The organism is Anabaena sp. UHCC 0253 (assembly GCF_009712085.1).
Lineage (GTDB): Bacteria > Cyanobacteriota > Cyanobacteriia > Cyanobacteriales > Nostocaceae > Dolichospermum.
In genome coordinates this window covers 472,157-496,150 of record NZ_VILD01000005.1, presented here as the reverse complement: position 1 = coordinate 496,150, position 23,994 = coordinate 472,157, and the positions used below count along the sequence as shown (strand labels likewise).

General features: G+C 36.6%; 27 protein-coding genes. 8 read left to right on the top strand and 19 right to left on the bottom strand.

Annotated features, from left to right (window positions below; all coding sequences use genetic code 11):
• Positions 1-1,082, bottom strand: a 1,082-nt coding sequence (locus tag FJR38_RS16630) for a Xaa-Pro peptidase family protein (RefSeq protein WP_168538210.1), incomplete at its 3' end; no start/stop codon positions are given.
• A gap of 138 nt (positions 1,083-1,220) precedes the next feature.
• Between FJR38_RS16630 and FJR38_RS16625 the strand changes: the two genes are divergently transcribed.
• Positions 1,221-1,703, top strand: coding sequence for a gluconokinase (locus FJR38_RS16625; RefSeq protein ID WP_168538208.1), 483 nt, complete (start codon positions 1,221-1,223; stop codon positions 1,701-1,703).
• Between the two features lie 228 nt (positions 1,704-1,931).
• On the opposite strand, the gene FJR38_RS16620 is transcribed toward FJR38_RS16625, so the two are convergent.
• The 11 genes from FJR38_RS16620 to FJR38_RS16570 form a co-directional block, all read right to left on the bottom strand.
• On the bottom strand, positions 1,932-2,780 hold the full coding sequence (locus FJR38_RS16620) for a formylglycine-generating enzyme family protein (RefSeq protein ID WP_168538206.1): 849 nt from the start codon (positions 2,778-2,780) through the stop codon (positions 1,932-1,934).
• Between the two features lie 101 nt (positions 2,781-2,881).
• A complete protein-coding gene (locus FJR38_RS16615; protein ID WP_168538204.1) occupies positions 2,882-3,175 on the bottom strand; it encodes a hypothetical protein in 294 nt (97 codons plus the stop codon).
• Positions 3,165-3,398 (bottom strand): BrnT family toxin, encoded by a 234-nt coding sequence (locus tag FJR38_RS16610; protein ID WP_168538202.1) that lies wholly within the window; start codon positions 3,396-3,398, stop codon positions 3,165-3,167. The genes FJR38_RS16615 and FJR38_RS16610 overlap by 11 nt, the downstream gene beginning before the upstream one ends.
• Positions 3,399-4,091: 693 nt before the next feature.
• Positions 4,092-5,168 (bottom strand): RNA-directed DNA polymerase, encoded by a 1,077-nt coding sequence (locus FJR38_RS16605; RefSeq protein WP_168538201.1) that lies wholly within the window; start codon positions 5,166-5,168, stop codon positions 4,092-4,094.
• Positions 5,155-5,517, bottom strand: coding sequence for a diversity-generating retroelement protein Avd (gene avd / locus FJR38_RS16600; RefSeq protein ID WP_168538200.1), 363 nt, complete (start codon positions 5,515-5,517; stop codon positions 5,155-5,157). Before avd ends, FJR38_RS16605 begins: the two co-directional genes overlap by 14 nt.
• A gap of 107 nt (positions 5,518-5,624) precedes the next feature.
• Positions 5,625-7,550, bottom strand: coding sequence for a formylglycine-generating enzyme family protein (locus FJR38_RS16595; RefSeq protein ID WP_168538199.1), 1,926 nt, complete (start codon positions 7,548-7,550; stop codon positions 5,625-5,627).
• 8 nt (positions 7,551-7,558) lie between these two features.
• The gene (locus tag FJR38_RS16590; protein WP_168538198.1) at positions 7,559-8,641 is read right to left on the bottom strand and encodes a VWA domain-containing protein; all 1,083 of its coding nucleotides are present in this window, start codon (positions 8,639-8,641) and stop codon (positions 7,559-7,561) included.
• Positions 8,638-9,615 (bottom strand): MoxR family ATPase, encoded by a 978-nt coding sequence (locus FJR38_RS16585; RefSeq protein ID WP_168538196.1) that lies wholly within the window; start codon positions 9,613-9,615, stop codon positions 8,638-8,640. The genes FJR38_RS16590 and FJR38_RS16585 overlap by 4 nt, the downstream gene beginning before the upstream one ends.
• Positions 9,602-10,633: a hypothetical protein gene (locus FJR38_RS16580; protein WP_168538194.1), complete on the bottom strand. Its 1,032-nt coding sequence runs from the start codon at positions 10,631-10,633 to the stop codon at positions 9,602-9,604. The genes FJR38_RS16585 and FJR38_RS16580 overlap by 14 nt, the downstream gene beginning before the upstream one ends.
• Before the next feature lie 24 nt (positions 10,634-10,657).
• A complete protein-coding gene (locus FJR38_RS16575; protein ID WP_168538192.1) occupies positions 10,658-11,500 on the bottom strand; it encodes a trypsin-like peptidase domain-containing protein in 843 nt (280 codons plus the stop codon).
• A 14-nt stretch (positions 11,501-11,514) separates the two neighbouring features.
• Positions 11,515-11,844 carry a CU044_2847 family protein gene (locus FJR38_RS16570; protein WP_168497281.1) on the bottom strand — a complete coding sequence of 110 codons (330 nt, stop codon included), beginning with the start codon at positions 11,842-11,844 and terminating at the stop codon, positions 11,515-11,517.
• 147 nt (positions 11,845-11,991) lie between these two features.
• Between FJR38_RS16570 and FJR38_RS29065 the strand changes: the two genes are divergently transcribed.
• Positions 11,992-12,117 carry a hypothetical protein gene (locus FJR38_RS29065; RefSeq protein WP_256366926.1) on the top strand — a complete coding sequence of 42 codons (126 nt, stop codon included), beginning with the start codon at positions 11,992-11,994 and terminating at the stop codon, positions 12,115-12,117.
• On the opposite strand, the gene FJR38_RS16560 is transcribed toward FJR38_RS29065, so the two are convergent.
• The gene (locus tag FJR38_RS16560) at positions 12,114-13,094 is read right to left on the bottom strand and encodes a carbohydrate kinase (RefSeq protein WP_168538190.1); all 981 of its coding nucleotides are present in this window, start codon (positions 13,092-13,094) and stop codon (positions 12,114-12,116) included. The two genes, FJR38_RS29065 and FJR38_RS16560, sit on opposite strands and share 4 nt — an antisense overlap.
• Before the next feature lie 82 nt (positions 13,095-13,176).
• On the bottom strand, positions 13,177-13,953 hold the full coding sequence (locus FJR38_RS16555) for a sulfite exporter TauE/SafE family protein (protein WP_168497285.1): 777 nt from the start codon (positions 13,951-13,953) through the stop codon (positions 13,177-13,179).
• A gap of 290 nt (positions 13,954-14,243) precedes the next feature.
• Between FJR38_RS16555 and FJR38_RS16550 the strand changes: the two genes are divergently transcribed.
• The 3 genes from FJR38_RS16550 to FJR38_RS16540 all read left to right on the top strand — a co-directional run bounded on the left by FJR38_RS16550 (position 14,244) and on the right by FJR38_RS16540 (position 15,943).
• Positions 14,244-14,873: a hypothetical protein gene (locus FJR38_RS16550; protein ID WP_168497287.1), complete on the top strand. Its 630-nt coding sequence runs from the start codon at positions 14,244-14,246 to the stop codon at positions 14,871-14,873.
• A complete protein-coding gene (locus FJR38_RS16545) occupies positions 14,866-15,261 on the top strand; it encodes a type II toxin-antitoxin system death-on-curing family toxin (protein ID WP_168497289.1) in 396 nt (131 codons plus the stop codon). Before FJR38_RS16550 ends, FJR38_RS16545 begins: the two co-directional genes overlap by 8 nt.
• 118 nt (positions 15,262-15,379) lie before the next feature.
• Positions 15,380-15,943, top strand: a complete 564-nt coding sequence (locus FJR38_RS16540; RefSeq protein ID WP_168538188.1) for a Uma2 family endonuclease — start codon at positions 15,380-15,382, stop codon at positions 15,941-15,943.
• A gap of 82 nt (positions 15,944-16,025) precedes the next feature.
• Here FJR38_RS16540 and FJR38_RS16535 read toward each other — a convergent pair whose 3' ends face one another.
• From FJR38_RS16535 to bchH, 3 genes are read right to left on the bottom strand one after another with little or no spacing between them, the layout of a single operon-like run.
• The gene (locus FJR38_RS16535; RefSeq protein ID WP_174764028.1) at positions 16,026-16,253 is read right to left on the bottom strand and encodes a type II toxin-antitoxin system HicA family toxin; all 228 of its coding nucleotides are present in this window, start codon (positions 16,251-16,253) and stop codon (positions 16,026-16,028) included.
• Positions 16,253-16,459, bottom strand: a complete 207-nt coding sequence (locus FJR38_RS16530; RefSeq protein ID WP_168497333.1) for a type II toxin-antitoxin system HicB family antitoxin — start codon at positions 16,457-16,459, stop codon at positions 16,253-16,255. The genes FJR38_RS16535 and FJR38_RS16530 overlap by 1 nt, the downstream gene beginning before the upstream one ends.
• Before the next feature lie 16 nt (positions 16,460-16,475).
• The gene (gene bchH / locus FJR38_RS16525) at positions 16,476-20,174 is read right to left on the bottom strand and encodes a magnesium chelatase subunit H (protein ID WP_168538186.1); all 3,699 of its coding nucleotides are present in this window, start codon (positions 20,172-20,174) and stop codon (positions 16,476-16,478) included.
• Positions 20,175-20,338: 164 nt separating this feature from the next.
• Here bchH and FJR38_RS16520 point away from each other — a divergent pair, with 164 nt between their 5' ends.
• Positions 20,339-21,343: an N-acetylmuramoyl-L-alanine amidase gene (locus tag FJR38_RS16520; protein ID WP_168538184.1), complete on the top strand. Its 1,005-nt coding sequence runs from the start codon at positions 20,339-20,341 to the stop codon at positions 21,341-21,343.
• A 55-nt stretch (positions 21,344-21,398) separates the two neighbouring features.
• Here FJR38_RS16520 and FJR38_RS16515 read toward each other — a convergent pair whose 3' ends face one another.
• Together FJR38_RS16515 and FJR38_RS16510 are read right to left on the bottom strand one after the other, a co-directional pair.
• Positions 21,399-21,656: a DUF4351 domain-containing protein gene (locus tag FJR38_RS16515; protein WP_168497297.1), complete on the bottom strand. Its 258-nt coding sequence runs from the start codon at positions 21,654-21,656 to the stop codon at positions 21,399-21,401.
• A 187-nt stretch (positions 21,657-21,843) separates the two neighbouring features.
• Positions 21,844-22,302 (bottom strand): type II toxin-antitoxin system HicB family antitoxin, encoded by a 459-nt coding sequence (locus FJR38_RS16510; protein ID WP_217359416.1) that lies wholly within the window; start codon positions 22,300-22,302, stop codon positions 21,844-21,846.
• Between the two features lie 142 nt (positions 22,303-22,444).
• Between FJR38_RS16510 and FJR38_RS16505 the strand changes: the two genes are divergently transcribed.
• Positions 22,445-23,560: a DUF262 domain-containing protein gene (locus FJR38_RS16505; RefSeq protein WP_168538182.1), complete on the top strand. Its 1,116-nt coding sequence runs from the start codon at positions 22,445-22,447 to the stop codon at positions 23,558-23,560.
• The coding region (locus tag FJR38_RS16500; RefSeq protein WP_371418227.1) for an MAE_28990/MAE_18760 family HEPN-like nuclease at positions 23,560-23,994 on the top strand (435 nt) is incomplete at its 3' end. The genes FJR38_RS16505 and FJR38_RS16500, both read left to right, overlap by 1 nt.

Below are 23,994 nucleotides of genomic sequence, written 5' to 3'. Positions count from 1 at the left end.
ACTAAAGGCACAGCCCGCAACCTTCCTTCTACCTCTACACTGGGAAAATTTGGGTCAAAAGTCAAATTCTCTAATTTCCCATTCTCAAGAATTACAAAAGTATCTTCCACTTTTGCCCCTGGTAAACTTGGGTTCCAAGCAACAGCCATTCCTGCGGATAAAGTTTCGGTAGCAGTGGGAGTGGCAACAATTTCTCTGGCTAAATATCCGGTAGTTCCTCCCTGATGATGTTCACGGATAGCATGGGGAAATCCATGTTCTGCATAAGCTTGAGCTAGGGCATGATAAGCTACGTTTAGGGCGGTTCCCGGTTGAGATAAATCCAAGATTAAAGCTTCAATTTCCCTTACATGGCGGTGCAATTCGGCATTCTCATTGGAAAGGTTGCCAAAGCTCACAAATCTCGTCAAATTGGCATACAAACCATCACCTCTAGCGCAAAATACCATCATTGCTTGCCGTCCAATTTGTTCTCCTGTGGGTGTGCCATGACGGTATAAGGGTAAACGCCTCTCTCCGGCTACCAGTGTCACGGCTGGATGTAGTCCCCTTGTCCATAATGCTTCTGCACCTGCACCGGCTAACTGATATTCTGTCCAATTAGGTTCAGCGGCTGTGATTATCTCTGTCATGGCTTGGCTGGCTTTTAGTCCTATTTGGTGATATCGTTCTAACTCGCTGGGCATCAATACCCGTTTCCGGTTTTGTAAAGATGCTGGTAATGGCTGTTCTATCTCCAGAACCGGTTTATCACTGAGAACCTTTCCCCCATTTGTAACTTCACGAACAAAAGTCTCACGTTCTGAACCTTCAGCCCACGGACTGATGTGTACTTGAAAATTGGGTGGTAATTCTTCATCTTTGAGGCGTTGCGCTTCAATTTCGTCGGTTAATATCCACGCATTTTGGGCAGTTACTAATACTTCTGCTACGCCAGTTTCTGAAGTTAGTAATACGGTGTGAGAAGCGCCCGCAGTTGCCCAGGCAAACCAATCTGTACCGCGTAAACGTATCGCCTGTACCCCATTTTCCGCTAGGGTTTGTCTCATTAGCTGCAACTTGGTGGAGACTTCTTCGTTCATAGGGGATAAACACAGATGGATACAGATAATTATCCAGTTATTCTATGTGTATCTGCGTCTGTCTGAGGTGGTGAACTCTCTCAAACTTGAACTTATCAGAAAATAGGCTGAAAACCTGAACGAGATCAAAAACTGAAAATGATTATTCTTTTAATGGGTGTCTCTGGATCTGGTAAAACTACAATTGGCAAACATTTAGCCGCATCACTAAACTGGGAATTTCATGATGGTGATAGCTTTCACCTCCCAACTAACATTGAAAAAATGCGGCGGGGTATTCCTCTCAATGATGCCGATAGAATGCCGTGGTTGCAATATCTACACGCCCATATTCAAGTTTGGTTACAAGAAAATAAAAATGTAGTTTTAGCCTGTTCTGCCCTAAAAGCTAGTTATCGTCAAATTCTTTTATGTGATAGCCGCTGTGTACTGGTTTATGTCCAAGGATCTTTTGATGTCATTCAAGAACGATTGAGAAAGAGGCAAAATCACTTTATGAGTGAAAAACTCCTCAAAAGCCAGTTTAATGACCTTGAAGAGCCAGATAATGCTATCTATGTGGATATTTCCCAACCGATTGGAGTGATTGTAGATCAGATTAGACAGACTTTGGGAATTTAGCTGAGTTGTGGGGAATTGACTACTTTGCTTTTTGATGGTTTGTTCCACAACTTTGACATCTAACCAGGACTTACGCAAAACAGAACGGAAGTAGGGGTAATTCATGAATTACCCCTACGCAAGAATCAGGTTGTCAATTTAGAAAAATTTTAAGATCGCTCCGTTTCACTACGCTTACAAGGGTAAAGGAAAGAAGGGAAAAGGGCAAAAGAGCAAGAGTATAAAGGGCTACAGAGTCCACGCAGCACCACACACAACACGAAAACCGTCGTAGTGGTTGTCGAAGCCCGCAAGATTGTTGTAGCGAAACCCAGAACGGCAATGCTCAGGATTGTTGCTCCAAGAACCACCACGCAGCATACGTTTATCATCGCTTTGACTTGACCAAGCACTACCATTGGGCGCATCTTCATAGCTATTATGCCAACCATCTTGACACCATTCCCAAACATTACCGTGCATATCATATAAACCAAAGGCATTAGCAGGGAAACTACCAACATTTGTGGTTTCTTTTCTATAAATTCCTTTTGGTCCATCTCCATAAGAACCTGACCATTTATATTCTTCATTATCTGTACCGTTATAGTTAGCTAAATCTGTGGTAATTGTCTCCCCAAAATGAAATGGTGTCTTAGTTCCCGCTCGACAAGCATATTCCCATTCCGCTTCACTGGGTAGTCTGTAGGGTCTTTGGGTGTAGTTTGAGAGTCTAGCGCAAAACTCCACTGCATCATGCCAAGAAACCGATTCTACCGGGCGTTGGTTGGTGAGCGAAGTCGAACCATCACCTTTAAACCTAGATGGGTCTAATTTCAGTTCTTGGTTGACTTGAGGTAATTGAGCTACCGCTTGCCATTGTGCCTGGGTAATGGGATATTTGCCCATAGCAAAGGGTTTGATGGTGACTTCGTGTTGAGGTCTTTCTCTGTTGCTACTTTCCTTTTCATTTTCCGGTGAATCCATGATGAAACTACCACCAGGAATTAGCACCATTTCTAGTGTGATGTTATTTCCTAAGTTTTCTATATAATAGTGGGCTGTTTTTTTATGACGATTAATAATAGTTTTTGGCATGATTTTTTGTCAGAATCAGGTGGTTATCGAGCGATAGCCTGCGTGGCGTAGCCATAGTCGAGATAATGTCCAGGATTAAAGGATTAACAGGATAATTAACATTATTTAATTGTTTCCGCTTTAATTTCTTGCATATTTTGAGAAATTTCTGCTTCAGATTGCAGATGACGTGATAAAACCTCTACAGTGGTATTTAATAGCCTTTCATTAAATAACTTGGCTATATCTTCTCGTAAACCTTGGCCAATATAAAATTTCATTAAGGCTTCTATGGACATATCTTTATCCGCAGCTACTTTTTCAAGAGAAGCTAAAGTATCTACAGGTATTTTCATAGATACAACTTCTGTAGCACGAGGACGCAATTGTAATTTTATTTCTTCATTATTGCTCATATAATCTCCTTTCGCTTTTTGTTGCTAAACGAGCAGAAATGATTCTGTTTCTAGTTTGTCGTTCTACATAAACAACTAATAATAAACGTTGTGATAATGAATAACCCAAAATAAAATTTCTTTCTTCATTATTATCACTGGCATCTCCCTCTTGATAAAAAGGATCTAGAAACACTTCTACTGCTTCTTCAAATCTAACACCATGTTTATAGGACTTACGCAAGTGTCACACCAAAAATCTGTTGTAGGGTGCGTCAGACTGCATAAATCCTGTAAATAACCAGATTCTTGATATCTGACGCACCCTACTAATGTGCCAGTTGCGTAAGTCCTGGTTTAATAAAATTGCTCTCAGCTTTATTTATATCCCATTCAAGCTCTATCCCCTGAGTTTGGTAAACAAAATTCATTTTTTACTTAATTTCCTTCATTCATTAGACATCTCCGGTAATTAAATGTGCGTGGTTTGAAACCCTTGTAGAGACGTTCCATGGAACGTCTCTACAATCTTTTCCGGAGATCTCTATTAACTAACTATTCATTAAAAAATATGTTTACCACCCCAATCTAAAATATCTACGGCTGTATATTCGTAACAGTTGTGTTTGTTATTTTTGTATCGGTGAAGCAACCTTTCAGCAAGCTTACTAAGCTACCCCACCGAGTTTGATTTTCGGATACCGTCACCGATATCACTGGAACAGGTCTGGACTCTTTTTATACACGCCCGACGAATTCCCATCCGCCAGTTCTGGAATAAAAGAGCGCACGCAGCACCACACACAACACGAAAACCGTTGTTGTTGTTGTCGAAGCCCGCATTATTGTTGTTGCGATACCCAGAACGGCAATTTTCAGGATTGTTGTTCCAAGAACCACCACGCAGCATACGGGGTTGCCTGTCCCACTTATAATATTAACAAAATCTGTGTTTTAAATTCTCTGGTAAAACCAAAGTAGCTAATATCTGTTGTCGTAACTGCCAGGTATCACCATGTTCTAAATGAGCAAACCAACTTTGTATTGATTGGATTATTTCTTTTTCTCCTATTTTACCGTCAGCATAATCTTTTTGCATCTGCCTGAGTCGTCTTCTAGCGCGTCTTAAATTTTCTGTTCTGACTCGAATCCGGTTAGGTAAAACTCGAAAACCTAGAAAATTTGCTCCTTTGGAAGTTGCAAATAATTGACTTTTCACAGGATGAATTTTCAATCTTAATTTCACTAAATAATTTTCTATTGCTTTTCTTGCATCAACTAAAAATTCCCAATCATCTGCAAATAAAGCAAAATCATCTACATAGCGAATATACTTTTTAGCGTGTAAATCTTCCTTAACAAAATGGTCAAAACCGTTGAGGTAAATATTAGCAAAAAATTGGCTAGTCAGATTACCAATAGGTAAACCATGTCTTCTTTGTAAGGGAGTAAATAAATCATCTCCAGGAAAATGATTAAAAACTGCTTCTTGTTCATTGCTGTTATTAATAATAATATCACTTAACCATAATGTTTCTTTACATTTTAACTTCCGACGTAAAAGAGATTTCAAAATTTCGTGATCAATACTAGGAAAATATTTAGCAATATCACATTGGAGAACATAACGACTTGAACGAGCAAATTTAGTAAATCTCCGTAAAGCGCGATGAGTACCAAAACCTACGCGATTAGCATAGGAATCATGAATAAATGTTCTCTCAAAAACGGGAGTTATAATATTACATAAAGCATGATGTATGACCCTATCTCGATAAGGTGCAGCAGAAATCATCCGTCGTTTTGGTTCGACAATTAGAAAAGTATGATAATCTCCTGGTTGATAGGTTTGAGTTTCTAATTCATATTTAATTTGCGCTAATTCTTGTTCTAAGTTATAATTAAATTCTAAAACATTCTCTCGAAATCGTTTACCTTTTTGTGCTTGTCTGGCTGCTGTTAAAATATTTTCAAATTCAGTCACTTGTGACCAAAGATTATCATGTCGTTTCATGAGAGGATGTTTGTCGCTTACGTTGTTGTTTAATCCATGCACCTAAATCTGTACCAACATCATTGATTAGTTGTGTCACATATTCATAACGTTGGACTTTAATCAATTCAAAATCTAATAACAACCTGGTTTGATGACGTAAAATATCTAGTTTACTATTTAGAGAGTGTAATTGTTCTAGTTTATCACCAGCATATTTAGCAATAATTAAAGCATCTAATAAATCATATAATCCAGCAATTATCCTATTACCTAACATAAATTTATGATTCTGTGGCAACCGATTGAGAATTGGCACATACCACTTAATTAAATCATAGGTTTTTTGAATAATCGGTAATTCGTTCATGTTTGTAAAAAAGGGTCAAATTTGAAAAAAAAATTTTTAAGAGGTCGCTTCGCTCCCAAGGGTAAAGGAAAAAAGGGAAAAGGGCAAAAGAGCAAGAGTATAAAGGGCTACAGAGTCCACGCAGCACCACACACAACACGAAAACCGACGTTGTCGTTGTCGAAGCCCGCACTATTGTAGTGGCGATACCCAGAACGGCAAAGCACAGGATCGTTGAACCAAGAACCACCACGCAGCATACGTCTATCACTACTTTGACTTGACCAAGCAGTCCCATCTATAGGCGCATTTTTATAATTATCATGCCAACCATCTTGACACCATTCTCTAACATTACCGTGCATATCATATAACCCAAATTCATTTGCTACTTTAAAATATCCTACTTCGGTGGTTTCTTCTCTATAAATTCCTTGAACTCCATTTCCATAAGTGTAGTTACCATTATAGTTAGCTAAATCTGTGGTAATTGTCTCCCCAAAATGAAATGGTGTCTTAGTTCCCCCTCGACAAGCATATTCCCATTCCGCTTCACTGGGCAGTCTGTAGGGTCTTTGGGTGTAATTTGAGAGTCTAGCGCAAAACTCCACTGCATTATGCCAAGAAACCCGTTCTACCGGGCGATTTGCTCCTTTAAACCTAGATGGGTCTAATTTCAGTTCTTGGTTGACTTGAGGTAATTGAGCTACCACTTGCCATTGTGCCTGGGTAATGGGATATTTGCCCATAGCAAAGGGTTTGATAGTGACTTCGTGTTGAGGTCTTTCTCTGCTGCTACTTTTGTCTTCATTTTCCGGTGAACCCATGATAAAAGTTCCTCCAGGGATGGCTACCATTTCTAATTTAATGCCGTTTCCTAAGTCTTCTATAAACTGCTGTGCTTGCCCAGAATGAGTATTAATAATTATCTGTGAACGAGCAACCCATTGATTAATTACATTTTTAAAATTTGTTTTTGTGACTTTTTCACCAATTACTTCTGTTAAGACATTCCATAGTTTAGAAGCAGTCCATTTTAAAGTGCCTTCATTATCATTATTTAAAGATGCAATATCTTTATAAGTGAGGTTTTCTAATGTGCCTTCTAATATGCGTCTTTGTATTTCGTCTAAATGATTTCCGGTTTGATTAAATACAACTTCATCAAGTGCAATTAACGGGTTAATACTTTGTTTAGGAGTTTGATTAATTTCTATCTGTGCAACTTCAAAATCAAAAGGTTGTAATTTGATAGTTGTATCATCTTCACCTTCAATGGTAATAGTGGCAAATTCAAATTCAAATTCCAAAATTTTGATTTCTGGAAACCCGATAATTTGAGGAATATTAGGAGGTTTAATAGTCTGAGCTAAAATTTGTTCGGCACTACTTAAGACCTCTGCACTAACTAACTGAGGATTTCTTAAAGATTGCTGTACCAACTTGGCATAATTTAATAAATCGGTTTCTTGTGCTAACTGGGGTGATAACTCATCTGTCAACCGCACTAACCTAGCCAATTCTGCTTTCACACCTGAATTATCAACAACTTGATTATTCAAACCACTCCTGGTTTCTAGAAACTTTTGTATAATTTCATTAGCTGCTTTTTTACACTCTTCTTCACCTAAATACACCATTGCAGCCCATCTTTGTGCTTCTAATTCCTGTTGTCTTCTTCCAGGATTTAAGCGACTTAAATAACTAACATAGCTAATTAAAACCTGTGCGACTTGCTGCATATTTTTGGGATATTTTTCCCTCATTCCTGCTAACAAATATGCTCTAACATGAGTATCCATTGCATAAAGTTCATAACCTACTTGACTACACAAATCAGATAATAATAAATCAACTTCTGCAACCCAAGGAACTTGTTCACCGCGTAAAAATTGATTACGTAAATAATTAACTAATTCTGGAGTTAATACCAAAGGTAAAGCCGCATGATAAGCTAATAACAAATGAGGTTCACCAAACCGCCAAACAAACCTCTCTACTGCTTGTTTTGCCTGTTCTTGTAATTCCTGTTTATTTTCTGGTTCATCTGTCATATTAAAGTTTAATAAAATTGTTTTAAAGTTTGTCCCCGCAAAATATCAATAGCATTGCTCAAACCATTATTATCCATTTGGTACATAGGAATCAAATTAGCAATAATTTCGGCTGAACTGCCAAACCAGCGTTTTTCAGACATAGGATTTAACCATGCTATTAAATAAGTGTATCTTTGTAACTTAAATATAAATCTCGAAGTCGCTCTAATTCTATTTAATATTCGATAACCTCTAGCCGCACCAGCATCACTAACAATTAAAATGCTAGTTTCATTATCACAGGTTTTTAATACTTCATCTAATGCAATTGGTTCTGTTAAGTAAATATCTTTGTAAACACTATTAACGGGGACATTTTGAAAATAAAAAACCTGGACATTTTCAGAGGGAATAGAACTTTCATAAACTGCTGTTTCGACTAAATCCCGACTGAAGCGATGAAAGGGAGTCATTGAGCCATTTTGGTCAATTAACAGCAATAAATGGGCATTATTTCGTTCTCGTCTGCGATAAACTGGAGCTATGTAAAATCCTTGATAAGTAGCTTTTTGAATAGTAGCATTAATATCTAAAATATCCAATGTACCATCAGCCACAAGACGACGGAGATATCGCCATCCATAAACCATTGAACGCCGAGAAAGGGGATAATAGGTTTGTAATGTAAAATTATCCTCCATTTCCATGGGGATAAAAGGAGCGCGAACTGGTAGAGATTCTAGTTTTGGTTCTGGTTTTGGTTCTGGAGGTTTATCTAGTGGTGATGTTGTATTTTCTGGAGTTTCTTTTTCCGGTTGTGATGGAGTTTTAGGTGTTATTTCTTTTTGAGGTTTTATTTCTTTTTCAGACTGTGATGGTGTTGCAATATTTTGTAGATATTCCCAGATATCATCAAATAAATTTTGTTGAGAAATAGAATGACACCATAAAATTTTTAATGTCTCTCCTAATTCTTGTGAATTTTCCCCAAATCCTCCCAAAACGGCTTTTTCTGCTGCTAAAAATTCGCCTACACCAAGCTGAAAACCATTTTGGCGTAAACGCATAAAAACACGAGTCATCAAGTCTTGGGGGTTAAATTCACTCATGAGGTTTGAGGAGAGTTATCAGGAGCTTTAGTATATTTTTTCCAATCCTGTTGTAGTTTAAATAATAATTCAGGATAGGGAAGTAATTCATCTGCTTTTAGTTTGGTTGCATTGTAAGGTTGTGATTCAAAGGTATGAAGTGCTTTTAACCAATCAATAAATTCGCTAGTTCCTGGTTTTTTAAACAATCCACCTTGATTCCAAATAGTTAAAAATCTGTCAATAGCATTTGTAATTAAATCAGATGGGGGAAGTTCTTCTTTTTCAATTTCGTGATGTTTTGTAATAATTTCCTGCAATAAAGCCGCATCATTAGGAAACTCGATATAATGATATAAACAACGGCGTAAAAATGGCGCAGGTAAGTTACCTTTTTCTTTATTGCTGGTAATAATCACAATTGGTTTTTCTGCTGCTGTGACTTTTTCCCCAGTTTCTTTAACAAAAAACTCCCAAGGTTCATCTAACACTGTGAGCAAATCATTCGGGAAATCTAAATCAGCTTTATCAATTTCATCAATTAAAACCACTGCTGGAGTACCTTGAGGCATTTTAAAAGCTTTTCCTAATGCTCCAAATGTCCGATAATCTTGAGGGTTTGTCGGATTACGTTTTTGTTCGTTTTTATTTTCCTCTGTTGTGACTATATTTAATTGCTTAGTTTGCACATCATGGAGTCGTAAAATAGCATCATATTCATAAAGTCCATCCTGAGCTTTTGTTGTAGAACGCACATCCCAACGATACAAAGGTAATCCTAATTCATAAGCAATTGCTGAAGCAAGACGAGTTTTACCACAACCTGCATCTCCTTCTAATAATAATGGTCTTCTGAGGTAGATTGCTAAATTAACAGCTTTTTTTAAAGGTTCGGAGACTACATAAGGTTCGGGTTTTTGTGGTGAATCTTCGTGAGATTCTTGGGGACGAATTTCGGGTTTGTTGGTGAATGTCAGACGGTTAGTTTTGCTCATGAAAATATTCCTTTAATTTTGTATAAACACTTTCTGGAGTTCCTTCACTTTCTTCATGAATGTTCTTAGCTTCTTTGTGAATTTCATCACAATTTTGAATATTTGCAAAACAAGGAAATAATTTATAATGTAATATCAACCAATTGCTAATATCTTCAATTGTCCAATTATGCAAAGGTATTTCAATCATTTTATCATGATTTAAAGTCACTTCTTGGCAAAAATTAGATGAGTTTATCAAGAACTGACTTTCTGCAATCAAGGCAAATATTAATCTATTTCTTCTTTGCTGGAATAAAAACTTCTTATTGCTGATTAAAGATTTCCAAAATTTTTCTATAAACCAGGTTATAAATTCTTCTTTATCCTCTAGTCTATTGATACTTTTTATCTCAAAAAATATAGTATCTCCTAGTGATAAAGATGAGCATATTTTTTCATATATTTTGCTCAGTAATATATCTTCATCTTCATTTTCATCTTTCTCTAACTCAGAAGTTATTGTAATTCCTAGCCATGCTGAAATTGCATTAATAAAACCAGCTTTATTAGGTTGATAAGTTGTCGAACTAAAATTTATTGTCCGTCGAGGACAAGTTCCTATTTGATTACTTATAATGACATCAATAAATTCTTCAATACAGTATTTACCTAATTGTTTTTTACTTTTGTGGAGAAATAAAAGAATAGCACCACCTTCTTTTTCATATTGCTTTTTAAGTGATTCAGCAATTTCTCTTGCTTTGTTAAAGTCTATTTTTTGTAAAGCCTTTTCTAATTGATTTTCGATATTATTTTTGTTGGATGTACTTTTATCAATATTTGAAATATTTAAAATTTGAGATTCTAAATCTTCAATTTTTTTTAAAATGTCTTCTGCTTGTCTATCTAACTTGACTTTATCTATATCAGCTAAAACTTTTCCTTGTTGACGTAAAACAGCATTAAGTTCTTCTTTTTTCTGTTCTAAAAGTCCTTCATAATACTTACATCTAGTTTGACCTGGCTCAATTACCATAGCTAATTATAAAGTTATAAATAGTTAATTTATCTTGGATTCTAAATCTTCAATTTCTTTTAAAATGTCTTCTGCTTGTCTATCTAACTTGAGTTTATCTATATCAGCTAAAACTTTTCCTTGTTGACGCAAAACAGCATTAAGTTCTTCTTTCTTTTGTTCTAAAAGTCCTTCATAATACCTGCATCTTGGATTTGATTTACTGATAATAGGAGTATCAGTAACTGTTTGAACAAATTGCTGTAAAACATTCCAAGCTTCAACCAACACAGTTGCAGGAGTCATAAATACTGCTCTAGCACCTTGTTTGTTATCTACAGCCACTACCATTCCTACTACTGCTTGTAGTGATTTATCCCAAACAGCAGAACCACTATATCCAGGCTTAACTAAAAAACCATCTCCAGCGTGCATTTGTATTACTTTGATACCGTCTTCTCTAAATATAGAACCAGATGACCAGCGACCGTTTTTGTATCCTTCAGGAAAACCAAAGGTTTCAAATTCATGGTTGTTTAAATCTAAGGTAGAAATGAGCTTAACAGGATTTGTCTGTCTTGGTGGAATATCCTCTAATTGGAGTCCAGCAATATCTTCTCCTTTTTCACCTGTTAAACCTCGCCAAAATACAACCTTGGCTTTTACTTTTTCTCCAGGTGCAATTAGGGGAAAATCAAATTCTATAATTCCATCTGGTTCTTTTTGCGTGTTTGAGAGAATACCCAAAGCGGCTGTAACCACATGAGCGCAGGTAAGAAGATAGTGCTTGCTTACCAAAAAACCAGCACCAACAACAGTTTCACTGTCTTTATAGTAAATGCGAGCGATCGCACTTTTCAAAATTTCTATATGATTTTCATTTGTCATAATACCTATCAAAACTATTCTTTACTCCATTTCACCGTAATTTCAAAATTAACTTCCCCACCCACAGAAGTTAGAATTACTCCTGCTTCAGTAGAAAGTTTGACACCAAACTTCACTTCCATTTCTTGAGTGTTTAAATCTTTGAATTGATTAGCAATAGTAGTAACTACTGGTTTAATCTGCTTGATAGCTTCTTCAAAAGTCTGTTTAGCTTCTGTAACTATTCCAGGAGGTAGGTTTGCAGCCCTCTCCGCTCCTTGTTCTTGTCGTTTTTTTGGTGCTTCAACTTCCACTAAAATCGCACCACCGTCTAGGGTAAAATTAACTAGTTGTTTTTCTGCCATATCACACCGTTTTATTGAATATCTGCTATTAATTAGGCTATGCAACGTCAAATATACAACATTGCCAGCATATTTGTACAGCAGAAAATAGCACTAAAGACAGTTGTCATATAGCTAAAGGTAGAATTACCCAAACCTAATCACTTTATGAGTGAAAAACTCCTCAAAAGCCAGTTTAATGACCTTGAAGAGCCAGATAATGCTATTTATGTGGATATTTCCCAACCGATTGGAGTGATTGTAGATCAGATTAGACAGACTTTAGGAATTTAGGTGAGTTGCTGGGAGGCTAGAAAAGCATCTACTTCAGCCGCAGTGGGTTGGGATGCGATCGCTCCTGGTTTAATAGTAGTGAGCGCCCCGACAGCACTGGCATAAGTGACAATTTTTTTGGCTATTTCTCCATCTTTGAGACTGTGAATTCCCACTTGTTGTAATTGATGGATAAACCCAGCTAAGAAACTATCTCCTGCACCAGTGGTATCAACAACAGGGACAGAAAACGCGGGGATTTTACCTTCATTCTCACCTAAACAATAGGAACAACCATTTTCACCATCTGTCACCAAAACCCCTTCCAAAGAATTGAGCCGATAAGTAATTGCTCCGGCATCTTTGGTATCAAATAACCATTCAGCTTCTTCTTTTGTCAGTTTGAGAAAATCAAATCGCTTTAATAGGGCGAGAATTTTGGCCTTGGCTATATTTTCATCTTGCCAAAATACTGGTCGCCAATTGACATCAAGAATAATTTTTAGGTCATATTGTTCTGCTAACTCCAAAGCCCGCAAAACAGCTTTTTCACTGTCAGGATAGGCTAGTTCTAAAGTTCCTACTACCAAAAAGTCTGCTTCATCAAAAAGCGCAGGTGGTAAACTTGTAGCTTGGAGACGGGTATCGGCAAATTCTGAAGTATCATATTTACCAAAACCTGCAAAAGTGCGATCGCCGGCTAAATCCCTAACTACATATACTTGTCTAGTAGGTGCTGTAGAATGACGTTGTACACCAGTGGTATCTACACCAATATCTTCTAATAATGTCACCAGTTTATTCCCTGGTTCGTCCTGGCCGACTGCGCCGATAAATCCTGCTGATGTCCCCAATTTCACCAAAGCACAAGCTACATTTGCAGGCGCTCCTCCTGGGTAGGGAGTCCATGATTTCACTTCTTCTAGCTTGAGTCCCAATTGATCAGCTAAACAATCAAATAAGACTTCGCCAAGGCATAAAACATGGGGATTACTCATTTCATTTTTGATTTTCGATGGGGTATTATTCCTTTATTCTAGCTTTTTTCAAGTCACTCGATTTTAATTTTCTTCTCCCCTACTAACCATCAATAAAAAAGTAGATAGTCATGGTAAAGGCAACTACCATCACAAATTTTCGCACTAAGTTAGGTTCTAATTGCCGAGCAAAATGAGCGGATAAGTAACCACCAAGAGAACCACCAACTGCCATGACAACAGCCTGATGCCAAAGAATTAAACCTGCAAAAACAAAAGGAATAATAGCGATACCGTTGACGCAACTACCCAACAAGGTTTTAAAAGCATTCATGGCGTGGATATTTTTGATACCTAAAAAACTGAGAGTTGCCAACATTAAAATTCCCACACCTGCACCGAAGAAACCGCCATAGATAGAAATTGCCAGTTGAGCAAATAAGAGAGTTAATAAAGGTGGAGATGCTGATGATGAATTTTTGCCCTGAAGTTGCAGCCATGTCTTCAAAGGTTCGCTAAATGTAAATATTAGCGTCGCTAAAAGTAACAGATAGGGCAGCAATTTCTTAAAGACATCGGCTGATGTATATAGCAACACTATAGAACCTATCGCTCCACCCAGCAAACTGGTAATAGCTAGTAATAATAATTCTCGCCTTTCAACAGTCAAATCCCGCCGATATGCACCTGCACTAGCCATAGAGGCTATCCAAAGCGCAGTATTATTTGTAGCATTAGCAGTAATTGGTGGTACACCTGTAAATATCAGTGTGGGAAATGTAATGAAACTGCCACCACCTGCGACAGCATTAAGTCCACCGGCAACAAAGGCGGTACTCAAGAGCAGTAAACTATTAATTGGCGTTAAATCTTGTAACATTTTTTGGAGATAATCAGTGCAGTTGTATTGAAAAACTATTACTCCAAAATTCAAATTTTGCAATAGTCGCACAAAATAAATCTAATTTATTTTCTGGAGTTCCCTTAGCAACAGCGTAACCCACCCTACTTATAGCTGAAAGCATAGATGATGATTGATGAAACTCTATAATTATGAAAAAGTGTAAATTTAGTTTAGCGAGGATTTAAGTTATACGCTCGTTTTTTTGGGTTAAGGTAGAAAGGTATATTTAAGGAAGTGGATAACCTGATAAGCTAGGTAAATAAAATATGCTATACAGCTTTACATTCCCACAAGAGATGATTGACAGCATTCAGGAAAGAATAGAAGTTCTGGAAAGATGTTTAAATAATGCTAACCCGGAAGATGAAAAAATGGCGGAGATATTTGAGTTAGCTAATAGTCGGCAAATATCTTTTAGTCAGGTTCAATATGAAATGATAAAATTGCTGTACAAGCTTAATAAATTTATTAAGCTTGCTGTGGCTTTGAAGGTAAAAAAACAACAGAATGAATTATCACTGCTACTTTTTGTTAGATACATTTTTTTATTTAAAGAAATTTTAGATCAATATTGGGACTTTATTTTTACAAAACATGGTAAAGAAATATTCACAAGACTAATTACAGATGTTATGAATACTGAGAATTCACACAATCTCATGCAAAATAAAGCTGAATCTCAATTCTATTCACTTGATAAACAATATATTTTTGAAGAAACAAGCAAACATTTAATGCAATCACTAATCAAATTCAGTTTACGAACTAAGTTATTAAGTGAAGAGGAAGCTATAGCTTTTAACAAAGAAGATAATATTCCTCAAGAATCAGAAGCTATGCTGATTTCTTTAGCATCTACAGAAAAATGGGATTATGTGTATAGAAAACTTGCATAGTCCTCAATTTATTGCAAAAGAAGATGTATTAAGTATACATAAAAAGCAGATTAACTTATATGGTGGATCATACGGTATCCGCGATGAAGGTTTATTAGATTCTGCAATTTACCAACCTCAAGCAAGTTTTGGAGGGGAGTTTTTACATCCGACAATTTATGAACAAGCCGCAGCTTATTTATTTCACATTTGTAAAAATCATGCTTTTATAGATGGAAATAAACGTACTGCTTTTGATGTTATGGTGACATTTTTGAATATCAATGATTATGAATTGAATATGACACCAGAGGAAGCATATCAATTAACAATGCAAGTTGCTGATAATAAAGTGAGTAAGGAAGATTTAATAGAAATATTGAGAGATTGTATTATAGAATTATTTTAAAAGATGATTTTTGATAAGATTGTAATACCCATAACCCTTGGGAATTACGACGGAAACAATCTACTTGAGTTTTTCGACATCAATTATAACGTATTAATTTAAGACTAAGAGTAGTTAAATGAATACAGTTACCTTAAACCTAGATCCAATTGTTCGCCTTACAGATGATCAATTTTACCAACTCTGTATGGCCAATAAAGATGTAAGCTTAGAACTAAATGCACAGGGAGAATTAATTATTGTGCCACCAGTAGGAGGAGAAAGCGGCCGTAGTGAAGCCGACTTAAATTTTAAAGTCAGTCTGTGGAATTACCAAACAAAACTAGGAATAGTATTTAGTTCCTCAACAATATTCCGACTTCCCAATGGTGCAAAACGTTCACCTGATGTTGCTTGGATAAAATTAGAACGCTGGGAAGCATTAACAGCAGAAGAACGAGAAAAATTTCCCCCACTTACACCAGATTTTATAATTGAACTGAGATCAAAAACCGATAGATTGAAAACCCTGCAAGAAAAAATGCAGGAATATATCACCAATGGTTTGCGTTTGGGTTGGTTAATTAACCCACAAGATAAAGAAGTAGAAATTTATAGAATCGGAAAACCTGTAGAAATTGTCCAACTTCCTGCTGTACTTTTTGGAGAAGATGTTTTACCAGGATTTGAATTAAAAATTTGAACCCCACATTAAAGTCACCTGATCATTAGATAAAACATTTGGTTGGGTTGCGCGTTGCTTAATCCAACCTACGATTATAATTTTAATTATCCAACGCTTCCATAAATTCTTCTACCGTTATTCCTGCTTTAGAAATAAGACCGCGTAAAGTACCTCGCGCTACTTCATTATGTTTAGGTACAGAAAGAGTAGCTGGATGTCCTTCTTTGGTCATAATAATATGACTTCCGCGTTGACGAGAAACTTCCCAACCAAGTTTTGTAAATGCTTTAATAACCTCCGCAGGTTTTAATATTGGTACAGCAGGCATTATATATACACTTCCACTTCACGAGTTATTACTGTTAAAGGCATCCCTTTTTCTAACCTAACCTCTAAACATTCCCTAATTGCTTCTTGAATGTTTTCCTCTGCTTCTTCTTCAGTTATCCCTTGACTAACACAACCAGGAATAGAGAGACATTCAGCAATAAACATCCCATCTTCATCTGGAAATATCGTAATGATAAACTTCATAGGTTTTTCTTGCATTTTACACTGTGACTCCTTCTAATTGTTCATCAGTCAAATCATACAACTGACGCAATTTATCTAACTTATCTCCATCAGCTTGCCATAAACCGCGTCCCGATGCTTCCAACATTCTCCCCACAATATTTCTAAAAGCTTCAGGATTGGCTTTACGTAATTTTTCCGCCATTTCTGGATCTAAAGCATAGGTTTCGGCTGCTTGATCATATACCCAATCATCTCTAAAATCAGCAGTACCACCCCAACCTATTAACGCCGTCATGCGTTGGGAAATTTCAAAAGCACCACCAGAACCTTGATTAGCCATTGCGTCAGCCCATTTAGGATTTAACAACTTAGTTCTGTATTCCATTCGCAACAAATCATCTAAATTGCGGGGTGTAGTATCCTTAGAAAAACTTTCCACAAAACTAGCTGTAACTTTTTTCCCGCTTTGCTTTTCTGCGGCTTTTTTCAAACCGCCAGTATTTGCATAATATTCCTGAATATCAGTTAAACCATATTCTACCGAATCTATTTCTTGAACAATGCGATCGCTAGTTTTCAATAAAGTCTGCAATACTTCCGGCCTAGCTTGTCCTTTATCATTTCTACCATAACTAAACACATTGCGACTTTCCCAAGTATTCCCCAACTCTTCCCCAGATTCCCAATTACCGTCCACAACCCTATCATTAACCAAAGAACCAAAATCACCAGAAGGATTAGAAAACAATCTTGCTGAACAATTTTCCACACCTTGGGCTTTCAAAGCCAAAGCGTGTTTTTTAATAAAATTCATTTCCTCCGGTTCATCAATTTTCGCAGCCCGTTGAAATAAATCATCCAACAATTCAATGATATTCACAAAACTATCACGGAAAATACCCGATAGATTTGCTAACACATCAATCCGCGGATGTCCAACTTGATCTAGAGGTTTTAAATCATATCTAACAATTCTGCCAGTTCCCTCCTTCACAGGTTCAGCACCCACCAATTCCAAGAGAATACCAAGAGATTCACCCTTAGTTTTAATAGCATCCAAACCCCATAACAAAACCGCCACAGTTTCCGGATACTTCTTATTTTCATCTAACGCTTGAGAAATAATTTTCTTAGCAATTTCCTTACCCCGTTCAAAAGCAGCAGGAGAAGGCATACGATAAGGATCTAAAGCGTGAATATTCCTACCCGTCGGTAAAACACCAGCACCATCACGCAACAAATCTCCACCAGGTGCAGGAGGAATAAACTCACCATTTAAACCCCGCAAAAGATTCGTCAACTCATCAGTAGACTGATTTAATAACCTTGTAATTTCCTTTCTTTCTTCTTCCCCTCTTCCTTCGTGTTCTTCGTCCCTTCGTGGTTCATTCTCTCCCCCAAAATAAGCATCCAGATAACCAGTTAACTCCTCCTGATTCGGCGCTTCCCCCAAAGTATGTAACCCAGAAGAAAACAAACGATTTTCTAACACCTGTAGATACTCATACAACTTCACCAAATAATGATCAAAAGCATGATTACTAAACATCCTCACATTTTCCGGCGTGAACGGAATCCCCAACCTTTTCGCATCATCAAAAGGACAATCAGCATCCAAACCAGTATCAACAATCTTCTTACAAATCCCTTCCTTTAACAGATAATTCTTTTCGGGATCTTCCCGATATTCAGAAATTAAATCGCGTAAATTTACCAACTCCTTATATAAACCAGCGCGTCCATAGGGAGGAACATTATGAGAAATTAATACCCCATAACCGCGACGTTTAGCTAAAATTGATTCTGAAGGATTATTTGCCGCATAGATATAGAGATTGGGCAGATTTCCTAACAAAATATCAGACCAAGAATAACCTGTATTTCCTAATGGTGAACCTGGCAACCATTCAACAGTTCCGTGCATTCCAAAATGAACGATCGCATCAGCTTGAAAATCATTTTGTAACCATTTATAATAAGCTGCATATTGAGGATGTGGGGTTAAATCTCGTTCAAACATTAACCGCATCGGATCACCTTGAATTCCCAAAGGTGGCTGGACACCTATCCAGACATTTCCTAACTGCACACCACCAATATTAAACTCATCACCATAGGTTTTAATACCGCTACCAGTGAGATATTTCCATTGTTTTTCAATGCGAGATGTAAAAAGATAACCTAGCCATTTTTCTAAGGTTTTTGCATTGACGGTTGTGATATCTTTTCTGTTATTTTCTAATTGTTCTAAAAGGGGATTAATTTCATCTGCTTCTTTAATTTGGCGAATTAATTCTTCACCATCTTCGGGAATATCACCAACTGTATAACCCTGTTCTTTCAGGGCATTTAGTAATTTAATTAAACTGCGAGGAACGTTTAATAAAGCAGCAGTCCCTACCGCACCATAACCAGGGGGAAATCCATATAAAATAATGGCAATTTTTCGTTCAGAAATAGGTTTTTGGCGCAGGGAAACCCAGCTTTTGACTCTATTAGTTAAACGCCGGACTCGTTCTGGAACTAAATAAATATTTTCCCCAACTAAACCACCAAGAGGAATCGTATCAATTGCACCATCTAATTCTGGTAAAGAATATAAGACAACACTTTGTAAACCGCCTACACCTTGCCTTGTCCAAGAGAAAATATCTTGAATTAATAAAGGTGCAGCGACGATATAAGGAACATTTTTAGCGGTAAGAATGCGTTTAGCAACTTCTATTTGTCGTCCTGCTTCCATTGAACCAGCGGGACCACCCACGAGGGGAAAACCGATAGTAGAAACTATGGCATCAATTTTTACTGCTTCTGAGGAAAGGGAAAGGGTTTCAATATTACCCCGTTGACGTTGTTGGGTTTCGTAGTCGCTGGTCATCCAATCTCTGACGGCTACGTGACCTTCTACACCGTTAATAAAGATGGGTAAGGGAGTTAAACCCGCTTTTTCAAAATAGCGTATCAGTTGGGGAATATAGGGCAGTTTGGTGATGACGTGCTTTCGGTAAATTAGGATACCGATGATTGGGCGCAGGCCCTGCGCCCCTACGTCCTGTTCTCTTTTGGCATACCATTCTAAGTATGCTTTGGGTGATGTAAAGAAGCCTTGATAGTCGGGATGTAATAACCCCATGTTGGGGGTTTCGATAGGTGGCGGTATATCTCCGACTTTTAAATCTAAGTATTTTTCCGCAATTGTCCAAAATAGGGAAGCGACGTTTTCTGAACCGCCGGCATTCCAATAACCATAGATAATTAACCAGTTACGAAGGTCTTGGACTTTCTGCACTGGTACGAATTTTAATAACTTTGGTCCGACTTTTAGGAAACTGATATAACCGGCAAGTTTGTCTTCTTCTTTACCGTTGGTGAATTTGTCAAGGATGAATTTAACAGGTTTGGGCATTCCTTTGGGTTTGTCACCAATGGAAAATGCACCGATTTTAGTTAAACTCATTAATTCCAGTGCTGACTCGAAAATCAGCCGGATAGGGATGTTAGCGATACGTTCCCGTAGCCACACAACTTGGTCATAATCGAAGAGTAAACTGCCAAAGAACACATCTGCGTCTTTGAGTGCGGCTTCAACTTCGGTGCTATTGGTGGTAATATTGCGATCGCTAAATACTCGAATATCCAACTCTGGACACCGAGAATTAGCCAAAAAAGCCGCTTTCCGGTACAAGTCCGCGTTAAACGATTCAAACCCAGCAATCAAGACAATACGTTTCATTATGCTTTTGCTACGAAATATTTCTTTACCTTGATCTTAAACATTGTTGGGGATTAATGGGGGAATCTCTACCTAGAGATTAAAATAATGTCTATGCTTTTTGGAACTATATTAACAAGTAGCAGACTATTGGAATACTGGGAAAGTCAATTAAGGAGATACACATGAAATTCGGCATTGATATTGGTCATAACTGCCCTCCCGATACCGGCGCAAATGGTATTAAATCCGAAGATAGATTAACAACGGAGGTGGGCAATAAGGTTATAGATAAATTAAAAAGTCTAGGACATACAGTCATCCCCTGTAAACCAAATAGTGCCAGGACAGTAAGTCAGTCTTTAGGTAGTCGCTGTAATATCGCCAATAGTAACAGAGTAGATGTATTTGTATCTATTCATTTTAATGCTTTCAATGGTAAAGCTAATGGGGCAGAAATATTTGCGATGAGTGATGCTGGCAGAAAAATTGCCCAACCAGTATTAAACGAAATCATCAAGTTAGGATTTTTTAATCGCGGTGTTAAAAATGGTTCTCACTTATTTGTTCTCCGAAGAACAAATATGCCGGGAATTCTTGTAGAATGTTGCTTCATTGATTCTGCCAAAGATATGCAAATATATGATGGTGAAGCAATGGCTAATGCTATAGTTGCCGGCTTAACAGGTAAAGTAGCAGCAACTCCTGTAAGTCCTAAGCCTATAAATCCTCCTCCTAATGTACCTGCAAATCCTGTTCCTAATGCTCCTGTCAATACTATTACAGGTGAAGAAGAGAACAAAGATAAAAGCATTCTCAGGCTACAACAGACTTTAAACCGCCTGAAAATTACTGATAGAAATAATAAGCCTCTTGTAGAAGATAATAGCATGGGACCGGCTACATCTTCGGCTACGGAAAAATTCCAAAGAATTGTGGGAGTTTTAGCAACAGGAATAGCAGGTAATACAACTTGGGGGGCTATCAATCAAATATTAGCTAAACGGGTTATTCAAGGAACTCATGCTAGTGGTGTGATTATTAGATATTTACAATTTCGTGTTGGTGCTGATCCTGATGGTATTTATGGTCCCAAAACAGAAGCAGCAATTAAGAGATTTCAACAGCAAAATGGTTTAGTTGCCGATGGTATTGTTGGGGCAATGAGTTGGCAGAAATTGATCGGTTAGTATTTTTTAAATCCCCGATTTCTTGAATAAGTCGGGGATTTGAATTATCGAATTACTATAAATTATCTAACCAATTTCGTAAATCTTCTACAGTAGAGAAATCAAATGTTGCTTCTGCTAAACGTTCAACAACATTTAAATTTAAACTTATAATTTGAGTTTCTAATTCAGCATCAATTGTTCCTAACTTCTTTTTAATTAGATGCACAATTAATTTTTTTTCTCTCTCAATACCTCTATTAATTCCTAGTTCAAATCCTTGTCTACGGCCTTGTTCTATCCCTTCTTCCATCCAATTGGTAACTATGTGCATAAATTCCTCTTTTTTATCGGGTATTAATGAATATCTGAATCAGGATGCTCAAACTTATTTTGAAAATTAAAGTCCTTTAATCATGCAAATTGTTTAACCAAATTTTGATGATTTAAAAAATCTCGCCAATTTAGTTGATTTAGTTGTACTCCTTGATATTAAATTTTAGCACTTCACAATATACATTCTATTTTGCGGTGATTTGTAATTCAATTCGTTGTCCGAGTACAGCTAGAGTCCGTTCCATTGTAGATAATTTGGTTGTATGGTGGGGATCTAGGATACGTCTTACTTCCTTTTCGTGGATATTGAGAGTAGACGCAAGCTGGACTTTACTAATACCTTTTTCACGCATTGCTAGATATAGTGCGGCTTTTATTGCTGTCTGCGCTGGTACTGCTACTAAATATTCTTGATTTTTGGCTTGTGATGGTTGGGGGATTTCTAGCTTATCATCAATCCGAAGAGCGATCGCTTCTTCTAAACAATCCGCAGCTTCATTGAGTGCTTCTTCCAAGGAATTACCTTGAGTAATCGCTTCTGGTAAATCAGGAAATGTCACCACAAATCCACCATCTTTTTCATCAGCAGTTAGCATAGCTGGATATACAAATTGAGTCATAATAATCCCGGTGTTAAATTTCATGATCTTCAATTCTACTCTTTTATGGTGTACACCTACTTAAATCAGGATTTGAGGATTCATAGGATGTTCTTTGGTGATGATGTAGCTAAAGAACAAAAAATAGGATAATATAAATGTAATCACTTAGATATTTTAATCTAATATGAGTATTAATTTATTAATTGAAAGAATTACAGAAGAAATGCAGGAAGAAGCAGAAATGCAAATCCGCGACAAGAAAAAATCTGTTGATTACAACACAATTGAATATCCTATTGAAGTCATAGTTCAAAAATATCTAATTGGTCTTGATGATGATTCTAATGAATTATTTATTCCAGATTACCAAAGAGCAATGATTTGGGATATCAAAAGACAATCTAAATTTATTGAGTCTATTCTGTTAGGTTTACCTATTCCTTATATTTATGTTGCAGATACTTCAGGGGAAGAAACAGAGGAAAATTCTTTAGAGACAAATGATTTAGCTCGTTTAGAACTTATAGATGGAACACAACGAATTCGTACTTTAGCAAATTTTCTTAATAATGAATTACAACTACAAAATCTAGAGAAGCTAAATAAGCTGGAAGGGTTTAGATTTTCCAATTTACCTATTGCACGTCAAAGACGTTTCCAGCGAACAACCATAAGAATGATTCAACTAACAGAAGATGCTGATGAAGAAACTCGTAGAGATTTATTTGAAAGAATTAATACTGGTAGTGTTGAATTAAATCCAATGGAAAAACGCCGAGGTATTAGAAGAGGCGCATTTCTTAATGTAATAGATGAATTAGCAAAGTATGAAAAATTCATCCATCTTTGTAATTTTACAGAACCGTCAATTAGAAGAGTAGAACCCCAAGAATTTGTCTTACGATTTTTTGCATTCCTAAATAATTATCAAAATTTTAATAAAAATATTAATGAATTTCTCGATGACTATTTAGATGCTATGAATAAAGCTGATACAAATATTTTACAAAGCATGAAAAATGAATTTTATGTAATGATTGATTTTGTTGAAACACACTTTCCAACAGGTTTTAGACAAGGGAATAAGAAAGATAGAACTACAACTCGGATTAAATTTGAATCTCTTGCTGTTGGTATAACTTTAGCTTTAAGACAGCAAGCAAATCTCCAACCTGTATCAGTAGATTTCCTATATTCAAAGGAATTTAGAGAATGTACTAGTAGCAATTCTAGTAGTTCTATAAATAAAGTTATTCGTCGTCTTGAGTATGTTCGTGATCAGATTTTAGGTACAGTTTAGTGAAAAGAATATTAGATTTAGATGATTTTGACGAACGTGCTAAAGACGTTAGTGATTATCTTTGTTTTTTGAGAGATTTAGAACAAGGTGAAATTCTATTAAGTAAAGATGGTGCAATTTCTAAAATTGATCCTGAATTAGATAAAAGTTTAAAAGCTACCGGATTTTTATTGCTTTACAATCTTGTAGAATCTACTATGAGAAATGCTATTCAAAGCATTTTTGATGAAATCAGTAAAAAAGGAGTTTCTTTTGATAAACTTAGAATAGAAATTAAAAGAATAATTTTGCAGAATGTGAGAAAACGTGATGTTGATAAAGTCTTAGAAGAAATAACAATTATTTCACTAGATATGATTAAATATGGCTTTAGTCGTGATGATCTGTTTTCTGGTAATGTAGATGCTAGAGAAATTAAAGAAATAGCCAAAAAA

Excerpts from the sequence above, each read along its gene's own strand:
- FJR38_RS16625 (WP_168538208.1), top strand. The coding sequence starts at position 1,221 with ATGATTATTCTTTTAATGGGTGTCTCTGGATCTGGTAAAACTACAATT.
- FJR38_RS16620 (WP_168538206.1), bottom strand. The coding sequence starts at position 2,780 with ATGCCAAAAACTATTATTAATCGTCATAAAAAAACAGCCCACTATTAT.
- FJR38_RS16615 (WP_168538204.1), bottom strand. The coding sequence starts at position 3,175 with ATGAGCAATAATGAAGAAATAAAATTACAATTGCGTCCTCGTGCTACA.
- FJR38_RS16605 (WP_168538201.1), bottom strand. The coding sequence starts at position 5,168 with ATGAAACGACATGATAATCTTTGGTCACAAGTGACTGAATTTGAAAAT.
- avd (WP_168538200.1), bottom strand. The coding sequence starts at position 5,517 with ATGAACGAATTACCGATTATTCAAAAAACCTATGATTTAATTAAGTGG.
- FJR38_RS16595 (WP_168538199.1), bottom strand. The coding sequence starts at position 7,550 with ATGACAGATGAACCAGAAAATAAACAGGAATTACAAGAACAGGCAAAA.
- FJR38_RS16590 (WP_168538198.1), bottom strand. The coding sequence starts at position 8,641 with ATGAGTGAATTTAACCCCCAAGACTTGATGACTCGTGTTTTTATGCGT.
- FJR38_RS16585 (WP_168538196.1), bottom strand. The coding sequence starts at position 9,615 with ATGAGCAAAACTAACCGTCTGACATTCACCAACAAACCCGAAATTCGT.
- FJR38_RS16580 (WP_168538194.1), bottom strand. The coding sequence starts at position 10,633 with ATGGTAATTGAGCCAGGTCAAACTAGATGTAAGTATTATGAAGGACTT.
- FJR38_RS16575 (WP_168538192.1), bottom strand. The coding sequence starts at position 11,500 with ATGACAAATGAAAATCATATAGAAATTTTGAAAAGTGCGATCGCTCGC.
- FJR38_RS16570 (WP_168497281.1), bottom strand. The coding sequence starts at position 11,844 with ATGGCAGAAAAACAACTAGTTAATTTTACCCTAGACGGTGGTGCGATT.
- FJR38_RS29065 (WP_256366926.1), top strand. The coding sequence starts at position 11,992 with ATGAGTGAAAAACTCCTCAAAAGCCAGTTTAATGACCTTGAAGAGCCA.
- FJR38_RS16560 (WP_168538190.1), bottom strand. The coding sequence starts at position 13,094 with ATGAGTAATCCCCATGTTTTATGCCTTGGCGAAGTCTTATTTGATTGT.
- FJR38_RS16555 (WP_168497285.1), bottom strand. The coding sequence starts at position 13,953 with ATGTTACAAGATTTAACGCCAATTAATAGTTTACTGCTCTTGAGTACC.
- FJR38_RS16550 (WP_168497287.1), top strand. The coding sequence starts at position 14,244 with ATGCTATACAGCTTTACATTCCCACAAGAGATGATTGACAGCATTCAG.
- FJR38_RS16540 (WP_168538188.1), top strand. The coding sequence starts at position 15,380 with ATGAATACAGTTACCTTAAACCTAGATCCAATTGTTCGCCTTACAGAT.
- FJR38_RS16535 (WP_174764028.1), bottom strand. The coding sequence starts at position 16,253 with ATGCCTGCTGTACCAATATTAAAACCTGCGGAGGTTATTAAAGCATTT.
- FJR38_RS16530 (WP_168497333.1), bottom strand. The coding sequence starts at position 16,459 with ATGAAGTTTATCATTACGATATTTCCAGATGAAGATGGGATGTTTATT.
- bchH (WP_168538186.1), bottom strand. The coding sequence starts at position 20,174 with ATGAAACGTATTGTCTTGATTGCTGGGTTTGAATCGTTTAACGCGGAC.
- FJR38_RS16520 (WP_168538184.1), top strand. The coding sequence starts at position 20,339 with ATGAAATTCGGCATTGATATTGGTCATAACTGCCCTCCCGATACCGGC.
- FJR38_RS16515 (WP_168497297.1), bottom strand. The coding sequence starts at position 21,656 with ATGCACATAGTTACCAATTGGATGGAAGAAGGGATAGAACAAGGCCGT.
- FJR38_RS16510 (WP_217359416.1), bottom strand. The coding sequence starts at position 22,302 with ATGAAATTTAACACCGGGATTATTATGACTCAATTTGTATATCCAGCT.
- FJR38_RS16505 (WP_168538182.1), top strand. The coding sequence starts at position 22,445 with ATGAGTATTAATTTATTAATTGAAAGAATTACAGAAGAAATGCAGGAA.